Consider the following 18,706-nt stretch of genomic DNA (forward strand, 5'->3'; position numbering starts at 1 on the left):
CTTCTCCTGCCGGTGCCGCGCGCGACGGACCGGTGTGGCTTGCTCGCTTACTTTTTCACCCACACGTCGTACGGGTTCTCGGGCATCTGCGCGAACGGGCGGAAGCGCAGGCCCTGGACGGCCTTCGCGGCGGCGATCTGGTCCTCCGGTTCGTACAGCGGCACCGCATACGCCTGCTCGTTGATCGCAAAGCGCTGCAGCTCGCCGTACAGCGTCTTGCGCTCCGCGACGTTCTGCGTGCGCGCGGCCGCCTGCAGCCAGCGCGTCAGTTCCGGCGCCGCCGCGCGGCTGTAGTTCAGCGCGCCGCCGCGATCGACGGGCAGGTAATGGCCTTCGATGTCGATGCCGTCCGGCGGCGTGTTCGAGTTCGCGATCGAGCCGAACTTGCCGGTCTTGCGCGCCTCGACGTACGTGCCGTCGTCGACGTACTGGATCTTCAGGTCGACGCTGAGCCGCTGCCGCGCCTGCGCCTGCAGCGCCTGCAGCAGCACGTCGCGCTGGTCGCGCACGGTCGCCTGCGCCTGGATCACCGCGATCGTCAGCCGTTCGCCGTTCTTCGTGCGGTAGCCGCCGCTGTCGCGTGCGCTCCAGCCGGCCTCGTCGAGCAACTGGTTGGCAAGCTTCGGATTGTTGCCGTAGGTCTTCTCGATACGTGCGTCGTAGAGCGGGTCGATCGGCGACGTGATGCCCCATGCGCGCGTCCGCTCGCCGCGATAGATCGACTGCACGATGCCGGTCGTGTCGAGCCCTTCGAGCAGCGCGCGGCGCACCTTAACGTCCTGCGTGGGGCCGTAGCCGACGTTCAGGAACAGCGAGTACGGCGTGCCGGTGTTCAGCGCGTGCTGGTAGGTGAAGTCCGGGTTCTTGCGGATCAATGCCGCGTCGTTGCCGGATACGCCCTCGATCACGTCGACCTGGCCGGACAGCAGCGCGCCGGTGCGCACCGACGATTCCGGCAGGAACCGGTAGACGATCCGGTCGAGGTAAGCCGGGCCTTGATGGCCCGCCGTCGGCGGCGCCCAGCGATAGTCGGGATTCTTCGCGAATTCGATTTCCTGCCCCTTCACGTAGCGGCGCAGGATGAACGGGCCGGTGCCGGCGACGTCGGTGCCGCCCGACTTGAGGCCCGGCCGGTCGAATGCGTTCGGCGACAGCAGCGCGAACCGGCCGGCGAAGGTCAGGAACGGCGCATAGGGCGCGTCGAGCGTGATCACGACCGTGCGCGCGTCCGGCGTCTTCACGTCCGCGACGTGCAGGATCTGCGCCGCGAGCTGGCTGCCGCCCGAATACGCCGGATTGCGTGCGTTCAGGAAGTTGCGCGCGACGGCCTGCGCGTCGAGCGGCGCGCCGTCGCTGAACTTCACGCCGTCGCGCAGCGTGAACGTGTAGGTCTTGCCGTCGGGCGACACCTTGTAGCCGGTCGCGAGCCACGGCACGAAGCTGCCGTCCGGCTTGCGCGCGAGCAGGCTCTCATACACGTTGCGCAGCAGCAGCTCGACCTTGTCCTGGCCGTTCAATTGCGGATTCAGCGTGCGCGGCTCGGATTCGACGCCCCAGGTCAGCGTGCCGCCGGTGACGGGCGTGCCCTGGGCGAACGCCGCGGGCGGCAAGGCGAGTGCGAACAGCAGCGCGGTCGATGCCGTGCGGCGCGACGCGCGGAGCGTGAAATCCGGAAAAGCGAAGGTCATGCGGGGCAATCCTTTACAAGTGGCATGGCAGGTGGAACGGGGCACGACGAAGCGCGGTGCGAGAGGGATGTCGAAACGGAGCGCGTGGCGCGTCATGCGCTCGCGCGAACACGCCCGGTGCCCTGAGCGGCATCCGCCGCCGGCGGTTCCCGGTAGAGATCCGGGATCAGGATCTTTCTCAGCCAGACGAGCGGCGTACCGAGCGTGTTCGTCGAATGGTCGAACGCGACATAGCCTTGCCGCTCGTAGTACGGCTGCAGCCACGGATGATTGGTGGCGGTCGCGAGATAGGTCGCGGGCGCCTTGACCTGTTCGGTCAGGAATTGCGCTTCGACGTGGTCGAGCAGTGCGAGGCCGAGCCCCTGCCGCTTGAACGCGGGCGCCACCGCGAACCAGTGCAGGAACGGATACGGCGTGCGGTGGCGCTCGCCGGACACCCACGGGAACCGCACGGTCAGCGTCGCGGCAGGCGCGCGGCGGCCGTCGGCGCCGGCGCGTTCGAGCACGAAGGTCGTTTCGCGCGCAACGGTCTGCGCGACGTGCTCGATCGGCGAGCGAACGATGTTGAAGAGCACGCCCTGCGGCACGAGCGGCGCATACGCGTCCTGCAGCAACGCATACAGGGCCGGCACGTCGTCGGCGCCGGCAATGCGGATCGTATCGGTCATCGTGCGGCGCCTTCGAGGTCGGGTTGACGGGTGACGGCGGCGGTGTGCGGTGCATGCGGCGTTTCTTCGGTCGCGTGTCGTGACGCCGCCGGGTCGTTGCCGTCCGTCGCCGCACCGGCCAGCAGCCGCAGCGACGCAATCCTCGGCGCTGCATCGGCAAGCAGTGTGTCGACGACGAATTCCGCGATCCCGTGGCGGCGATGCAGCGCGTCGAGTTCGCGCAGCACGTCGTCGCGCGTGCCGTGCACGATCCGCGTCTCGCGTGCGTCGATCCGATGCGGCCCGTCGCCCGCCTGACGGATGTACGCGTGCGCCTGTTCGAGACTGCCGACGTTGACCGCTGGCGTGTCGCCCACTTGCACGCGAAAGCCCTGATGCCCGCTCGCGAGTCGCGCGGCCGCTTCGCGCGTGGCGGCGACGATCACGGATACGGCGAGCAGCGGCGTGCGGCCGCCCGATGCGTGGCGGTATGCGTCGAAGCTCCGTTCCAGATCGGCGGTGGATGCGTTGAGGTGCGACGCATAGACGAACGCCCAGCCGAGCTGTGCGGCCAGCGCGGCGCTTTCGGCGCTCGCGCCGAGCAGGAACGGTTGGGCGGCGACGGGCGGAAACGGTGTCGCGTGCAGCGTGGCGTCCGTGTGCCGCGCGTCGTCCGGCGGCGTGCCGCTGCCGTCGAGATGGCGCTTCAGCTCGGCTGCGAGTTCGGCGAACGACGCGCGTTGCGCCGGGTCGTAGCCGGCCTGCAGCGCGCGCGTCGACAACGGCAGCCCGCCCGGCGCCTTGCCGATGCCGAGATCGACGCGATCGGGCGCAAGTGACGCGAGCAGGTTGAAGTTCTCGGCGATCTTGTACGGGCTGTAGTGCTGCAGCATCACGCCGCCCGATCCGACACGAATTCGCCGCGTGTGTGCGAGCACATGCGCGATCAGGATTTCCGGCGACGGGCACGCGAGCGCGGCCGTGTTGTGATGCTCGGCGAGCCAGTAGCGGTGATATCCCGCATCGTCGGCGAAGCGCGCGAGCGACACGCTGCGCGCGAGTGCCTCCACGGCGGTTTCGCCCGGTGCGACGGGGCTCTTGTCGAGCACGCTCAGGCGAAACGGGAGGGCGGGTAGCGCTGCGGCGGAATGAGGGGCGTCGGACGTCATGAGGGTGCGACCGGCGCGGTTCGAAGCGGCACGATCAACTGGTTAGGCATGCCGGATTATTTTTCGACGCCGTTTGCACGGTCAAACAATCAAGAAGAATATCGAAAGCCGAAAATATTCGTTCCGGCTCACCGGGTGGCCTGCGTTATGGTCGATGGCTACGCGCCTTGCGGCGCACGCATGGACCCTGCCGGATGCCCCGGCGCGTGATCGCCGGCAGCATGGTGCCGGCTCGGGTCCGCCGATCGAACGCAATCGTGGGGAATACCGATGAACGAGCGAATCATGTCAACCGCCCGACCTGCGGCGCATGCCGGAGCCGCATCATGAGCGATACACGCAGACGGCTGAAGACGCTCGTCGGCGCCGCGAGCGTGCTGGCTGCGCCGGGCGATGCGGATCCCGCGCAAGGCATGCGTCGCGCGGCGGCGCTCGCGCGCAAGGCGGAAGCCGAAAAGATCACCGGCCTCTTCACGGCCGACCTGTTGCAGGCCGATCCGGCCGGGCTCGCCGGCAGCACCGGCAGCCAGGAGCCGATCGTCGCGCTGGCCGCGCTGAGCCAGGCGACGTCGGCCATCGGGCTCGTCGCGACGGTGTCGACCACGTATCACCATCCGTACAACCTTGCGCGGCTGATCGGCACGCTCGATCACGTGAGCGGCGGCCGCGCCGCGTGGAACGCGGTGACGTCGTCGGTCGGCGAGGAGAATTTCGGCGACGCCGCGTTGCCCGACCCGGAGCAGCGCTATGCGCGCGCCGCCGAATTCGTCGAAGTCGTCAACGCGCTGTTCGACGCGAACGATCCCGACGCGGTGCGACGCACGCCGAGCGGCGGCGTGTCGGTCGATCCGCTCAAGCTCGGGCCGATCGATTACCGTGGCGCGCACTTCCAGGTGCAGGGGCCGTTGAACGTGCCGCCTTCGCCGCAGCGGCGCCCCGTGCTGTTTCAGGCGGGGCAGTCGGCGAGCGGCGTGACGCTCGGCGCGCGGTTTGCGGAAGTCGTCTACACGTCGCAGCCGACGCTCGAGGATGCGCGCACGTTCGTCGGCGAACTGCACCGGCAGGCGGCCGCATTCGGCCGGGCAGGGCGGCTGCCGCTCGTGATGAACTCGTTCCACTCGGTGATCGGCGAATCCGACGCCGACGTCGCGCGGCGGCTGCGCGACAAGCATGAACGCATCGATTACGAGCAAGGCCGGCTGAAGCTCGCCGACATGCTCGGCGGCGGTGTCGACCTGCGCGACCTGCCGCTCGACCAGCCGTTGCCGGGATCGCTGCTGCCGGCGATCGACAGCGTGCATCGCCGGCGCGGCCGCGTCGCGATCTTCGTCGGCTATGCGCGGCAGCGCCTGACGTTGCGCGAACTGATCATCCGCGCACAGGAAACCGGCCACTGGTTCGTCGCCGGCACACCCGAACAGCTCGCCGATGCGATCGAAACGCGCTATCGCGCGGGGCTCGTCGACGTGCTGTCGCTGCACGGGCTCGGGCAGCCCGACCAGGAGGACCTGCTGCTCAACGGGCTGCTGCCCGAATTGCGCCGGCGCAACCTGCTCGATACCGATTACCTCGGCGACGATTTCCGCACGAACCTGGCGTTGCCGGCCTTGCAGCGCGAGACCGCGACGGCTTGAACGGCCAGACGGCGAGCGGGCGGCGCATGTACGATGGCGGGACGGCGCTTCCGGTTCATCCCCGCGCCGCAACATCGACGCAAGGATGCTGATGTGACTCACGAGATCATGACTGTCGCGCAACTCGAGGCCATCTACGGGACGCCGCACGAACGTGCACTGTGGAAGGAAATCGACCACCTGAACGACGACTACCAGGCGTTCGTGCGCGCGTCGCCGTTCGTTGCGCTGTCGTCGGTCGGGCCGCACGGCACCGATGTTTCACCGCGCGGGGATGTGGCCGGATTCGTGTCGATCGTCGATCCGAAAACGCTCGCGCTGCCGGATCGGCCGGGCAACAACCGGATCGATACGCTGCGCAACATCGTGGCCGATCCGCGCGTGTCACTGCTGTTCCTGATTCCCGGTGTCGGCGAGACGTTGCGCGTGAACGGCCGCGCGACGATCAGCGCCGAGCCCGGCCTGCTCGCACGCTTTGCCGTCGACGGGAAAGCGCCGCGCACGGTGGTGCTGATCCACATCGACGCGGCTTATTTCCATTGCTCGAAGGCGATCGTGCGTTCGCGGCTCTGGGATTCGGGCACGCGGATCGAACGTGACCAGCTGCCGAGCGCGGGTGCGATGCATCGGCGGCTGAGCGGCGGCACGTTCGACGCTGAATCGTACGATCGCGATCTTCCGGCGCGCACGATCGCCGGGCTGTACTGAGTGCGTGTGAGGCGATCTGCGCGCGCATCGGTGCAGATCGTCCGCCAGGATCGGGCGTCGCATTTCACGATCGCATTGAACGACTGAAGTCGGACGAGAACCGGCGGCGGAGGCCGGGAACGGCTACTTCAGCCGCTGCACCATGCCCGTTGTTTGCCCGACACTGGCGGCTTCGCCTTCGCGCCTTACGCCGCCAGGAACATCCGTCGGGTTCGCCTTGCCAGCGCAGGTCCCGCGCAATCCCCTTGTCTGACCGTCACAGCCTGGCGTGATCATCTCCCAGCGAGTCACCGACAGCCCGTGCAACTACTGAGTTGCCGCGAAAAATGGTTTATGGTCAAATGACCATGTCAAATGATCTACACGTTTGTTTCATCCCCAATTGGACGTCGCCGCGCAAGCACGGACTGTCCCAGGGCGGACAACGTTTTGCGAAAGCTTCGGGGCGGCGCGGAGATTGGCGCGCATCGGCCACCGGAAGTTTGGCGAAATCCCGGGAGATGAAGCAGGCGTCCGCATGTTGACGCCTGGGCAGCTTTCGCCCGTCGGCTGAAAGCGCGAGGTTGAAAAACAAGAATTTCTGGAGACGGTGCTCGTGAATGAAATGCACAGCAGGACGAATCACGCGACTGGCCATTCGGCGCTACGCGCCCAACTTCGGGACGGCTCCTTGCTGGAGACGCGTGCCTGGCTGGCGTCGGGATGGGAGGAAGGCACGGATGGCCGTTCTTTCCCCGTAACGAATCCGGCCAGCGGTGACATCCTGGCCCGCGTGGCCAGCCTCGGCGCCGCGGAGGTCGAGCAGGCCATTGCGTCGTCGGCGCTGGCACAGCAAGGCTGGCAGAAGCGGACCAGCCACGAGCGCGCCAAGCTACTGCGCGCCTGGTACGACCTGATCGTGGCGAATGCCGACGACCTCGCGTTGATCATGACGTCGGAGCAGGGCAAGCCGCTGGCGGAGGCTCGCGGCGAAATCATGTATGCGGCTTCCTTCGTGGAATGGTTCGCCGAAGAAGCGAAGCGTGTCTACGGCGACGTCATTCCTCATCCGCAAGGCGACAAGCGCATCCTCGTCATCCGCCAGCCGATCGGCGTGTGTGCCGCGATCACGCCGTGGAATTTCCCTGCCGCGATGATCACGCGCAAGGTCGCGCCGGCCCTGGCCGCAGGCTGCTCCATCATCGTGCGCCCCGCGGACCTGACGCCGCTCACGGCGCTTGCGCTCGCCGTCCTGGCCGAGCGAGCGGGCATTCCGGCGGGCGTCCTGCAAGTGGTGTGCGGCCCGTCACGCGAGATCGGCGCGGTGCTCACGGCCAGCCCGGTCGTGCGCAAGCTTTCGTTCACCGGCTCGACCGAAGTCGGTCGCGTGCTCATGAGCCAGTCGTCCGGGACGATCAAGCGACTGTCTCTCGAGCTCGGCGGCAACGCACCGTTCATCGTGTTCGACGACGCGGATCTCGACGCGGCGATTGAAGGTGCGATGGCGTCGAAGTACCGCAATAGCGGCCAGACCTGCGTGTGCGCGAATCGCTTTCTGGTCCAGGCAGGCATCCATGACCGTTTCGTCGACGCGCTCGCCCGGCGAGTCCAGGCGCTCAAGGTAGGAAACGGCATCGAGCCGGGGGTGCAGCAGGGGCCGCTGATCCAGAAGTCCGCGTGCGACCACCTGAATCAGCTGATCGACGACGCCGTCAGCAAGGGCGCGCGAATCGTCACCGGCGGGAAAGGCCATCCGCTCGGCGGCACGTTTTTCGAGCCGACCGTCATTGCCGATGCGACGCCGGCGATGCGTCTCGCGCGCGAGGAGCTCTTCGGGCCCGTCGGCCCGGTGTTCCGCTTCGAGGATGAAGCAGAAGCGATCGCGATGGCCAACGACACCGAGTACGGGCTCGCTGCCTATCTCTATACACGCGACCACGGCCGCATCTGGCGTGTGGGCGAGGCACTCGAGTACGGCATGGTCGGCCTGAATACCGGCGTGATTTCCAACGAGGTCGCGCCGTTCGGCGGGGTCAAGCAGTCGGGCCTGGGCCGTGAGGGTTCCCGTTACGGCATCGAGGAATACCTGGAAATCAAGTACATGTGCAGCCAGGTCTGACTGCCAACGTCCGCATCAAGGAAACGTCAATGGAAATGCTCCCGCAGTCGATGCTCTTCGAAACCGTTCCGTCCATTCTCCAGGAATGGGGTTGTGCGCGCCGCCTGGGTCAGGTGATGGCGGCATGGACGGAGCGCCGCCATGTCCTGATCGTGACCGATGCAGGGCTGCACAAGGCCGGTGTGCTGGAACCGGCGAAAGCGTCGTTGGCGGCCGAGGGATTCCGCGTGGCGGTGTTTGACGAGGTCGTGGCCGACCCGCCGGAGAACGTGGTCTTGCGCTGCGCGGCGTTCGCGCGCAGTGCCGAGGCGGACGTCGTCATCGGCCTGGGCGGCGGCTCGTCGATGGACATCGCAAAACTGGCCGCGGTGCTCACCGTGTCGCGGCAATCGCTCGCGCAAATGTACGGAATCGGCAACGTTCAGGGTGCGCGCCTGCCGTTGGTGCAGATCCCGACAACGGCGGGTACCGGGTCGGAAGTCACCAACATTTCCATCGTTTCGGTTGACGAAACAACCAAGATGGGCATCGTCGCACGTCAGCTGTATGCCGACAAAGTGATCCTGGACGCCGAGCTGACGGTCGGCCTGCCACGCAGCCATACCGCTGCGACGGGCATCGACGCGATGGTTCATGCCATCGAGGCCTATACCAGCAAGCACAAGAAGAATGCCATTTCCGATGCGCTCGCGCGCGAGGCGCTGCGACTGCTGCTGAGCAACCTGATCCCGGCTTGCGAAAACGGCGAGGACCGGCGCGCGCGCGAAGCCATGCTGCTCGGCGCCATGCTGGCGGGGCAAGCCTTCGCCAACGCTCCGGTGGCGGCGGTGCATGCGCTGGCGTATCCGTTGGGCGGCCATTTCCATATCCCGCACGGCTTGTCCAACGCATTGATGCTGGCGCCCGTGCTGCGTTTCAACGCCGAAGCGGCGGCTTCGCACTATTCGGAACTGGCAGACGTCGTCGGCGCGGGTGGACAGGGCGACGCCACGGCGCGCACGGCGGCGTTCATCGCATTCCTGGAAGACCTGATGGACCGATCCGGCGCGCCGCGTCGTCTGCGCGACGTGGGTGTCACGCAATCGAGCCTGCCGACCCTCGCGGCCGATGCGATGAAGCAGCAGCGCTTGCTGTTGAACAATCCGGTCGTCGTTACGGAGTCGGATGCATTGCGCCTGTACGAACAGGCCTATTGAACCGACGCCGGCAGATCCGCAGTCGCCGTCATGTAAACAGAGAGCAGAGAGAGTGCACCGTGAACAATGTAGAAAGGATTGAGCACCACGAGATCGTTATCCTGGGTGCAGGCTTCGGAGGACTCGGCATGGCCGCTCGCATGAAAATCGCGGGCATCGACGATTTCGTCGTGCTGGAGAAGCGTCCCGATCTCGGCGGCGTCTGGCTGGACAATTCGTATCCCGGCGCGGCATGCGATACCGAATCGCACCTGTACTGTTACAGCTTTCATCCGCATTTGCGCGTGAGCGCGATGTATGCCGGCCGCAACGAGCTGCTGCACTATCTGAGATCGCTTGCCACGCGGTTCGACCTGACGGATCACCTGCGATTCGACACCGAGATTCTCGGTGCCGAATGGGATGCCGGCGCCAGCCTCTGGCGGTTCTCGCTGAGTGACGGCTCCCGGCTGACCTCCCGATTCTTCGTGCCGGCCTGGGGGCAGCTGAACCGCCCGATGATCCCCGCGGTTCGCGGCCTGGCGGATTTCAACGGAGACTATTTCCACTCCGCCGAGTGGCGGCACGACGTGGACCTGACCGGCAAGCGGGTGGCCAGCATCGGAAACGCCGCCAGCGCCGTGCAGTATGTGCCGCTCATTGCGCCGAAGGTCGATCACCTGACGGTATTCCAGCGAAGCGCGAACTGGATCATGCCGCGCAACCAGATCGTCTTCTCGACGGAGCAACTCGATACCTACGAACGCGAGCCCCATCTCTTCGAAGAAAGCCGGAAATCGCTGCACGCTTTCCGCGAGTCCGGGTTCGAGCGGACACGGATGGGGTCCAGCGCGCAGCAGGAAGGCAAGAGTCTCGCGCTGGCGCATCTGCATCGCCAGGTGCCCGACCCGGTACTGCGCGAGAAGCTGACGCCGGACTATGAATACGCGTGCAAACGGATTCTGCGATCGGACGACTACTATCCGGCGCTCATGCGCGACAACGTCGCGCTGGAGACGGCGGGCGTGGAATCGTTCGTCGACGAAGGTATCGTGACCCGGGACGGTCGTCTGCTTCCGTTCGACGTCGTGGTGTTCGGAACCGGATTCGAGAGTCAGGCTTTCCAGGGCAGCCTGCAGGTGCGTGGAACGGACCGCACGCTGGCCCAGGAATGGCAAGACGGCCCGGAAGCCTATCTCGGCATGACCGTGCCCGGCTTTCCGAACATGTTCATGTTGTACGGGCCGAATACGAACCTGAACCACAACTCCATCGTGTCGATGCTCGAAATCCAGCAGAACTACATCATCGACGCGATCGGCGGCATGGCTTCGGCTGGCGTGAAGGCCGTCGACGTCGATCGGGCCGTGTTCGAAGAATACAACGGCAAGCTGCAGGCAGCGATGGCCGGCTCGGCGTTTTCGGCGGGCTGCTCGAGCTGGTACAAGAACGCGCAAGGCAAGGTGATCAACAACTGGCCGGGCACGGTGGACGAATACCGCGCCGTGACGCAATGGGATCGAAGCGCGTTCGCTGCGATCTGAGCGGGGACGCACATGACATCCGTGCACTGGTTGCCGCTGACCGAGGTGGCTGACGATGCTCGGGACGCCGTACGGGCGTTCCGCGAACTGGGCGGGCGACACTACGGCAGCTTTTCCGTCGACCAGTCGCGCGTGAACTTCGTGCGGGCCTGCGAACTGAACGGCCTCACGGGTGACGCGGCCGTTGTCCATGAGGACATCGACGTTCCCGTCGCGGGCGGCCGCACTCGCGTGCGGCTCTATCGTCCGCCCGCCGGGGCGCGTGCCGACGGTGCCCCGCTGGTCGTCTTCATTCACGGCGGCGGGTGGGTGATCGGCAGCGTGGACACGCATGACGGCATCTGTCGTCATCTCGCACGGCATGGCGGGTGTGCCGTCGCTTCGGTGGAGTACCGGCTAGCGCCGGAGCACCGTTGGCCGGTTCCGCTCGACGATTGCGAGCAGGCATTGGACTACCTGGCGGACAACGCCTCCGCGCTCGCCATCGATGCGTCTCGGGTGATCCTGGCGGGCGACAGCGCCGGCGGCAATATGGCGACCCTCATCGCCAATGCGGCACCGGCGGCGGGACCCGCGATCGTCGGGCAGATCCTGTTCTATCCCGTGACGGACCTGACGGCGTCGCTTCCGTCATACCAGCGCATTCAAGGCGGATTTCCGCTGGTCGCCGAGTCGATGCGCTGGTTCCGGGAACACTACGTGCCGGCCGGCACGCCGTTTGATCTTCCACGCCTGTCCCCGCTGCTGCATGCGGAAGGCCGGCGGCAGCCGCCGATGTTCATTGCCACGGTGGGGCTGGATCCGCTGTGTGACGAAGGCATAGCCTACGCGTCATGCGCGGCCCGCGCGGGGAGCACGGTCGAGCATCACCATCTGCCCGGGCATCATCACGGCATCATCACCGCCGCCCGTACTATCCCGGCAGCAACCTGCCTGCTGGATCGCGCCGCTTCATTTGTCCGGCGGCTTGCCGAAACAGAAGGTTTCAACGTTTGACGCATAGGCCGTCTTGCGGGCCGACGCGGGCCACCTTCGCGATCGGCCGTGTAATGGAAACTCCTGATTCAAATTGCCTCTCGACTGCATAGACTGGGAACCGTTGAACTTGGTCAATTGATCATGTTCGAGGTGGCCGGTCAAACCGGGGCATGCACGTCAATGACGCGTGCATGTCCGCTCGGGTGCACGGGGGTTGTCTCATGCTGGTTTGAAGCGTTGTCGCTGGCACGCACGTGCGAGCGTCCTTTTCCTTCGTAGTCACATGACCAAGTCTAGTGATCTAGTCGTGCGGCGTTACGGATATTGTCAATAACGGGTCATCGGAGGGATCTCATGACTAGGAATCAAGCAGATTCGGGTTTGCCTGAGCACGTAGAGGTACTAATCATCGGGGCGGGGATCTCGGGGATCGATGCCGCCTGTCATCTTCGCATGAACTTGCCGGACCGCTCGTTCGCGATCCTGGAAGCCATGGATGGATTCGGCGGTACGTGGTGGACCCATCGCTACCCCGGCGCGCGTTCCGACAGCGACCTGTACACGTATGCATTCGGATTCCGACCGTGGCAGGGCCGCTCGATCGCCACGGCGGAGGAGATCCACAGCTATCTGGGCGACGTCATCAAGGAATATGACCTCGGTTCGAAGATCCACTACGGGCATCGTGTTCAAACGGTGAGCTGGTCGAGCGAGCACAAGCGCTGGACGGTCGAGGTGTCGCGCAAGGATACGGGCGAACACTTCTCGATCACCACCGACTTCCTGTGGCTGGGGGCGGGGTACTACGACCATCGCAAGGGCTTTACGCCGAAGTGGAACGGGTTCGATCGCTACAAGGGAACGGTCGTTCATCCGCAGCACTGGCCGGACGACCTCGACTATGCCGGCAAGCGGGTGGTCGTGATCGGCTCGGGCGCGACCGCCGCGACGCTGATTCCGGCGATGGCCGGCACCGCGGCGCATGTGACGATGCTCCAACGTTCGCCGACGTTCTTCACGGCGGTTCCCTGGACCCACCAGCTGGACACGACGCTTCGCGAACTGAGCCTCCCGGAAGAATGGCGCTCCGAGATTCTGCGGCGGGCGCACCTGAAGCAGACGTTCGACCTGATCAACCTGTCGGCCGCGAACCCGGACGCCGTTCGCGACTGGCTGATCAACGAGACCCGCCAGCAGCTGCCGGAAGGGTTCGACGTCGACAAGCACTTCAACCCCAGCTATCGCCCGTGGCAGCAGCGCGTGGCGGCGGTGCCGGAGGGCGACCTCTTCACGGCCATCCGGGACGGCAAAGCGTCCGTCGTGACGGACACCATCGAATCGTTCGACGAAAGCGGCATCGTGTTGGCGTCGGGAGAGCATCTCCAGGCGGACATCGTCGTGACGGCGACGGGCTTCGACATGAGCGCTTTCGGCCAGATCGCGTTCCACGTCGACGGCGAACCGGTCGACATGACCAAGCGGGTCTCGTATCGGGGAATGATGATCGAGGGTATCCCGAACATGGCGTTCATCTACGGCTACTACCGGTCGAGCTGGACGCTGCGCGCCGATCTCGTCTGCGAATTCACCTGCCGCGTCCTGGCGCATATGGACAAGGTGGGCGCGAAGACGGTGGAGCCGTGCCTGCGCGCCGAAGACGCCGACATGCAGCGGCTGCCCTGGACCGACCCGAACAACTTCAATGCCGGATACGTGATGCGCTCGCAACACCAGATGCACCTGCGCGGCGATCGCATGCCGTGGCAGCACCACTTCGAGTACGAGGAGGAGCGCCAGACCATTCCGGAATTGAGCCCGGATGCCGAAGTCCTCGTGTATCGCTGATCTCCGAGCAACGTTCGAACAAAGGTGAAGTTATGGCACTCGATTTGCACCTCGCTGGTTTTCTCGAATCCCTCGCCGGGTCCGGCGCGAAACCGCTGCCACAGTCGACCCCGGAAGAGGCGCGCGGATTGATGCAGCATCTGGCTCGCGCCGTTCGCGCACCGGAGGCCGTGGTCGACGTTCACGGCGTGGAAGACCTGACCGTTCCCGGCGCGGCCGGATCGCTGCGGGCGCGGCTGTATCGTCCGACGCAGGAGCGCGATCTGCCGACGGTCGTCTATCTCCATGGCGGCGGGTTCGTCATCGGCGACCTGGATACGCACGACAACATTTGCCGGGAGCTGGCGCGCGGCGCGAACGCGGTCGTCGTCTCGGTGGACTACCGGCTGGCGCCCGAGCATCCGTATCCGGCCGCGGCGGACGATGCGATTGCCGCGACTAGATGGGTGATCGCGAACGCGGGTGAGCTGGGCGGAAGCGACGTCGTGGCGGTGGCCGGCGATAGCGCCGGCGGCAATCTTGCGGCGGTCGTGACCCAGCAACTGCATGCCGACGGCATTTCGCTGGCCGCCCAGTTCCTGATCTACCCGGCGGTAGCGCAGGATCGCTCCGGCTTTCCGTCCTTCAAGGAAAACGGCGAAGGCTACTTTCTCGACCTCGAGACGATTGCCTGGTTCGAGCGACATTACGTGCTCGACGGTACCGACAGGGAGGAGCCGCGGCTGGCGCCGATCCGCGCGAAGGACCTCGCCGGGTTGCCGCCTGCCGTCATCCTGACCGCCGAATTCGATCCGCTGCGCGACGAGGGCGAGGCCTACGGTCGCTTGCTCCACGCGAGCGGCGTCAAGGTCGACACGATACGGTGCGACGGCATGATTCACGGGTTCTTCGACATGGGGGCGATCTCCCCGGGCGCCCAGGCGTGGATCGAGAAGGGCATCGCGAGTTTTCGAAAGGTACTCGGCGGCGCGCGGCACCATTGATACGTTGGCGGAAGCGACCTGATTTCGCTTTTCGCCATTTCGTGGCCGCACGCGGTTCGATGGATGACCGCCAACGCTGCCGATGCGGTCACGCAGTGCTGATGCATGACGGAATGAAGCCGATCGCGCGACGGCTCGCTGAGGCCGCGGCGTGAGTGGCGGAATCGATGCATCAGGTAGTTGCTTGCGAAGCGTTCAAGCATCTATCGAGGACACAGACCCGTGAAGAACTCATTCGATTATCTTGTTGTAGGCGGCGGCTCGGCAGGCAGCGTGCTGGCGTCGCGTTTGACCGAAGATCCCGATGTGACGCTGTGCCTCTTCGAAGCCGGCGGCACGGGCGACGGATGGCCGGTCAACGTTCCGGCCGCGCTGGTGCTGATGATCCCGTCCCGGCTGAACAACTGGGCGTTCGAGACGGTGCCGCAGAAGGGGCTGCAGGGGCGGCGCGGCTACCAGCCGCGCGGCAAGGCGTTGGGCGGATCGTCGGCGATCAATGCGATGGTGTACACGCGCGGCCATCATGCCGACTACGACGACTGGGCCGCGCTCGGCAACGAAGGCTGGGGCTGGAACGACGTCTTCCCGTATTTCAAGCGAAGCGAGCATAACGAGCGGCTGGGCAATGAATGGCACGGGCGCGGCGGCCCGCTGTGGGTCAGCGACCTGAGGACCGACAATCCATTCCAGGCGCGTTGGCTGGACGCCGCACGCGAGTGCGGCCTGCCCGTCACCGACGACTTCAACGGGGCGGAGCAGGAAGGCGTCGGCATTTACCAGGTGACCCAGAAGAACGGCGAGCGCTGGAGTGCGGCACGTGCGTATCTTTTTCCGCACATGCAGACGCGCGGCAACCTGACGGTGGAGACGGGCGCGCAGGTCAGGCGCATCGTGTTCGACGGCAAGCGGGCCGTTGGCGTCGAAGTCACGCGTGGGGGGAATGTCGAGACGGTCTGGGCGAAGAAGGAGGTGATCCTTTCCGCCGGCGCGTTTCAATCGCCTCAGTTGCTGATGTTGTCCGGCGTCGGGCCGAAGGACGAACTCGCTCGTCACGGGATCCAGGTCATCGCCGATCTCCCGGGTGTGGGAGAGAACCTGCAGGATCACCCGGACTTCGTTCTCAGCTACAAGACGAACAGCCTGGATGCGCTCGGCGTATCGGTACGCGGCGCGATCAAGACGCTGGGCGACATCCGGCAATACCGGAACTCGCGAACCGGTACCCTGACCACCAACTTTGCCGAAGGCGGCGCATTCCTGAAGACGCGCCCCGATCTGGAACGACCGGACGTCCAGATGCACTTCGTCGTCGGTCCCGTCAGCGATCACGGAAGGAAGGTGCGGCTCGGCCACGGTCTTTCCTGTCACGTGTGCCTGCTGAGGCCGAAAAGCCGTGGGTCGGTCAAGCTGCGAAGCGCCGATCCGCTGGACGCGCCGTTGATCGACCCGGCCTTCCTCGAACACGATGATGATCTCGAGGTCCTGGTCGAGGGCTACAAGCTGACCCGGCGGTTGATGGCGGCACCGGCGATGGCCCGGTTCGTGACGGAGGACCTGTTCGCGTCCCGGTCGCGATCGGACGACGACATTCGTGCGTTGCTGCGCGAGCGCACCGACACTGTGTACCACCCGGTCGGAACGTGTCGCATGGGGAACGACGCGCTCGCCGTCGTCGATTCCCAGTTGCGCGTACGGGGTACGGAAGGCTTGCGTGTGGTGGACGCATCGATCATGCCGACGCTCGTGGGCGCAAACACGAACGCGCCGACGATCATGATCGGTGAGAAAGCCTCGGACCTGATTCGGAGGATCTCCCGATTCCCGTCCGCGATGCCGGAAACCGCGGTTTGAGTGGCCCGCTCTCGTGCCGGCATTCGTCGGCACGAAGGCCTCGATCGGGCATGGGCGTCGCGAGCACGATGTGTGCAGCGACGTCCGCAGTCTGAAGGCATGGGCTCGCCGCCCGGTTGAAGGCAGACTGGACGCTGCCCGGACATCGCGCGCCGGCCTGTGTGCGTCGACAACCGGAGAAAGACCGGTGCCCGCTTCGCGGCGATGAGCCTCAGCAACCAACGAACCCGTCAACCGATCGGCCTTGCTCGGCGTCCGGCCCGCTCTGGGCCGGGGCGGGAAATGTTCTTCACGCATCTCTATTCCGATGGCTTCGGTGTGCATCATGCCGAACGCCGTCTTCCATTCGACGAGCGATGCCCGTGAACGGGGAACCTCTGCGGCGCCTGAACGCTGTCCGGAAGGTGTCCGCGTGCGCGAAAGGCAACGACTCGGAAATTCGAACATGCACTCGCTCATACTCATCGCGGATGACGCGCCGGAAATGGCGTCGACGCTCGATACCTGCCTGACTCGCAACGGGTTTCGAACATTCCAGACCAACACCGTCCAGGCCGTGCTGGCCACGCAACTGAACCTGAAGCCGGATCTGGTCATTCTCGACATCCGTGAACTGCATGCGGATGCCCTGGACATGCTCGCCAGGCTTCGACGACAGAGCGATACCCCCATCGTCGTCATGTCGGCGTGTGATCTGGACAGGGAGCGGCTGCGCGCACTGCACGCCGGCGCCGACGACTACATCGTCAGGCCCTTCAACCCGGATGTGGTCGTCGCGCGATTGCTCGCGATGCTGCGCCGCTCCGGTGCGCTCGCGCCTGAACGTCGTCTCCGCGTGGGGGCGCTCGAAGTCGATACGGACAGCTATATGGCGTGCGTGAGAACGCCATCAGGCGAAACGCCGGTTCCCGTGACACTCGTCGAATTCCGCCTGCTGGCGCACATGGCCAGGCTGCCGAATCGTGCATTTACGCGCGTCGAATTGCTCGATGCGTGCATGGCGGACATCAGCGCATCCACACGCACCGTCGACAGCCACATGAGCCGGCTGCGGAGAAAGCTGGCGGCCGCAGGGGTGTCGGGCATCCTGGAAAGCGTGCACGGCGTCGGCTATCGTCTTCGAAAATCCGGTTGACGGGGGAGGGCGTCGCTCGTGACCGGAAACCGCGGTTCGTTGAGCCTGCATTGGCGCTGACGTGCATGCAGCGGAGATGGGTGCAGCACCACCGGTAGATCACCGGTAGATCACCGGTAGATCACCGGTAGATCACCGGTAGAGCGTCGGGCCCGAGCCGGTGCGGCGGCTGCGCCGATCACTGACCGTAACCACCAGGCTTCGACGCGGCGAGCCGCGATTCACGATCGCGGCTCGCCGTGCGCATCAGACATCCGAAAGTTACTGCGTGACGACCCCGTCGCGAGAAAAGATCAGCCACTTGTCGCCGGCGGCGGGGAGCGCCGCGGTGTACGTCGTCCCGGTCTGGGTGTGCAGGCGCTGGAACGTCTTTCCATCATCGGTACTTTGCGCCTGCAGCCCGTCGACCCCTACCGCCAATACCGTGGAGCCTCGGGACGCAAGCGCGGTAATGGAATTCCTGGTGTCGAGCGTCGCGCGTGTCCAGGTATGGCCGTTGTCCTCGCTTCGCATCAACGTGCCGCGCAGCCCGCCGACCAGCAGTACGCCGTTGGGCAGCGCCACGCCGCACCAGAACGAGCCCTTGTAACCGGTCTCCACGCTTTCCCACGTGTTGCCCTTGTCCCTCGAAATCAGGAGTTGCCCCTTCTCGGCCGTGGCAAAGATCTCGCCATTGCCGTTCGAAAAGAGGCCGAACAGGTTCAGGTCCGACTTCTTGCCGTTCGGGAGAACGGCTTCTCTTTTGGTCCAGGTCTTGCCGCCGTCGTCGGTGACGAGGATGAGCGACCAGAGTCCGACGGCCACGCCGTGATCGGCATCGATGAAGTGCACGCCGAACAGCGGGCGATCCTCGTTCGTCGCGAGTCGTTGAACCTCCCACGTCTCGCCGCCGTCGGTCGTCTTCAGGATCGCGCCCCAGTGGCCGACTGCCCACCCTGTCCTGGCGTCGATGAAACTGACGGACGTCAGCGTCGAACTCACGGGCACGGACTTGGCCTGGCGGTACGTCGCACCGCGGTTGTCGGACAGCAGGACGATGCCGTTCGCGCCGACACTCACGACCCGCTGGCCGGCCCAGGTGGCGTCCAGCACGGCCGACTGGGTCGCGATGCTGGACTGGACGGCCGGAACGGGCCGGAGTTCCGATGCGGATACCGAGCCTGGCGTGCTGCCCAGCAGCGCGCCAACGACGACGGCACCGGCCGACAGGGAGAGAACCTTGCGATACAGGGTCATGGAATCCTCTTTTTC

14 protein-coding genes are annotated in these 18,706 nt (G+C 65.7%); 10 read left to right on the top strand and 4 right to left on the bottom strand.

Features of this window, described 5'->3' with window-relative positions:
* Window positions 1-47 precede the first annotated feature (47 nt).
* The 3 genes from FFS49_RS21030 to FFS49_RS21040 form a co-directional block, all read right to left on the bottom strand.
* Entirely contained in the window at window positions 48-1,688 is a 1,641-nt protein-coding gene (locus FFS49_RS21030) for an ABC transporter substrate-binding protein (RefSeq protein WP_105817823.1), read from the bottom strand.
* Window positions 1,689-1,780: 92 nt separating this feature from the next.
* Entirely contained in the window at window positions 1,781-2,356 is a 576-nt protein-coding gene (locus tag FFS49_RS21035) for a GNAT family N-acetyltransferase (protein WP_105817824.1), read from the bottom strand.
* Window positions 2,353-3,504, bottom strand: coding sequence for an MsnO8 family LLM class oxidoreductase (locus FFS49_RS21040; RefSeq protein WP_105817825.1), 1,152 nt, complete (start codon window positions 3,502-3,504; stop codon window positions 2,353-2,355). Before FFS49_RS21040 ends, FFS49_RS21035 begins: the two co-directional genes overlap by 4 nt.
* 326 nt (window positions 3,505-3,830) lie before the next feature.
* Between FFS49_RS21040 and FFS49_RS21045 the strand changes: the two genes are divergently transcribed.
* The 10 genes from FFS49_RS21045 (at window position 3,831) to FFS49_RS21090 (ending at window position 17,455) form a co-directional block, all read left to right on the top strand.
* Window positions 3,831-5,138 (top strand): NtaA/DmoA family FMN-dependent monooxygenase, encoded by a 1,308-nt coding sequence (locus FFS49_RS21045; RefSeq protein ID WP_105817826.1) that lies wholly within the window; start codon window positions 3,831-3,833, stop codon window positions 5,136-5,138.
* 93 nt (window positions 5,139-5,231) lie between these two features.
* A complete protein-coding gene (locus FFS49_RS21050; protein WP_249362222.1) occupies window positions 5,232-5,846 on the top strand; it encodes a pyridoxamine 5'-phosphate oxidase family protein in 615 nt (204 codons plus the stop codon).
* Window positions 5,847-6,450: 604 nt separating this feature from the next.
* Entirely contained in the window at window positions 6,451-7,944 is a 1,494-nt protein-coding gene (locus FFS49_RS21055) for an NAD-dependent succinate-semialdehyde dehydrogenase (protein WP_105817828.1), read from the top strand.
* A gap of 29 nt (window positions 7,945-7,973) precedes the next feature.
* Window positions 7,974-9,140, top strand: coding sequence for an iron-containing alcohol dehydrogenase (locus tag FFS49_RS21060; RefSeq protein WP_105817829.1), 1,167 nt, complete (start codon window positions 7,974-7,976; stop codon window positions 9,138-9,140).
* On the top strand, window positions 9,137-10,663 hold the full coding sequence (locus FFS49_RS21065) for an NAD(P)/FAD-dependent oxidoreductase (protein WP_249362221.1): 1,527 nt from the start codon (window positions 9,137-9,139) through the stop codon (window positions 10,661-10,663). The genes FFS49_RS21060 and FFS49_RS21065 overlap by 4 nt, the downstream gene beginning before the upstream one ends.
* A gap of 12 nt (window positions 10,664-10,675) precedes the next feature.
* A complete protein-coding gene (locus FFS49_RS21070; RefSeq protein ID WP_105817831.1) occupies window positions 10,676-11,659 on the top strand; it encodes an alpha/beta hydrolase in 984 nt (327 codons plus the stop codon).
* 336 nt (window positions 11,660-11,995) lie between these two features.
* Entirely contained in the window at window positions 11,996-13,486 is a 1,491-nt protein-coding gene (locus FFS49_RS21075) for an NAD(P)/FAD-dependent oxidoreductase (protein ID WP_105817832.1), read from the top strand.
* A gap of 32 nt (window positions 13,487-13,518) precedes the next feature.
* Entirely contained in the window at window positions 13,519-14,469 is a 951-nt protein-coding gene (locus FFS49_RS21080; protein ID WP_105817833.1) for an alpha/beta hydrolase, read from the top strand.
* Window positions 14,470-14,691: 222 nt separating this feature from the next.
* On the top strand, window positions 14,692-16,320 hold the full coding sequence (locus FFS49_RS21085; protein ID WP_105817834.1) for a choline dehydrogenase: 1,629 nt from the start codon (window positions 14,692-14,694) through the stop codon (window positions 16,318-16,320).
* 445 nt (window positions 16,321-16,765) lie between these two features.
* On the top strand, window positions 16,766-17,455 hold the full coding sequence (locus tag FFS49_RS21090) for a response regulator transcription factor (RefSeq protein WP_105817835.1): 690 nt from the start codon (window positions 16,766-16,768) through the stop codon (window positions 17,453-17,455).
* A gap of 261 nt (window positions 17,456-17,716) precedes the next feature.
* On the opposite strand, the gene FFS49_RS21095 is transcribed toward FFS49_RS21090, so the two are convergent.
* Window positions 17,717-18,691, bottom strand: a complete 975-nt coding sequence (locus FFS49_RS21095) for a YCF48-related protein (protein WP_171026805.1) — start codon at window positions 18,689-18,691, stop codon at window positions 17,717-17,719.
* Window positions 18,692-18,706: the final 15 nt, after the last annotated feature.

The sequence above is a fragment of the Burkholderia sp. 4NA327C6 genome, assembly GCF_005502655.1.
In the GTDB taxonomy this organism is placed as follows: Bacteria; Pseudomonadota; Gammaproteobacteria; order Burkholderiales; family Burkholderiaceae; genus Burkholderia; species Burkholderia contaminans.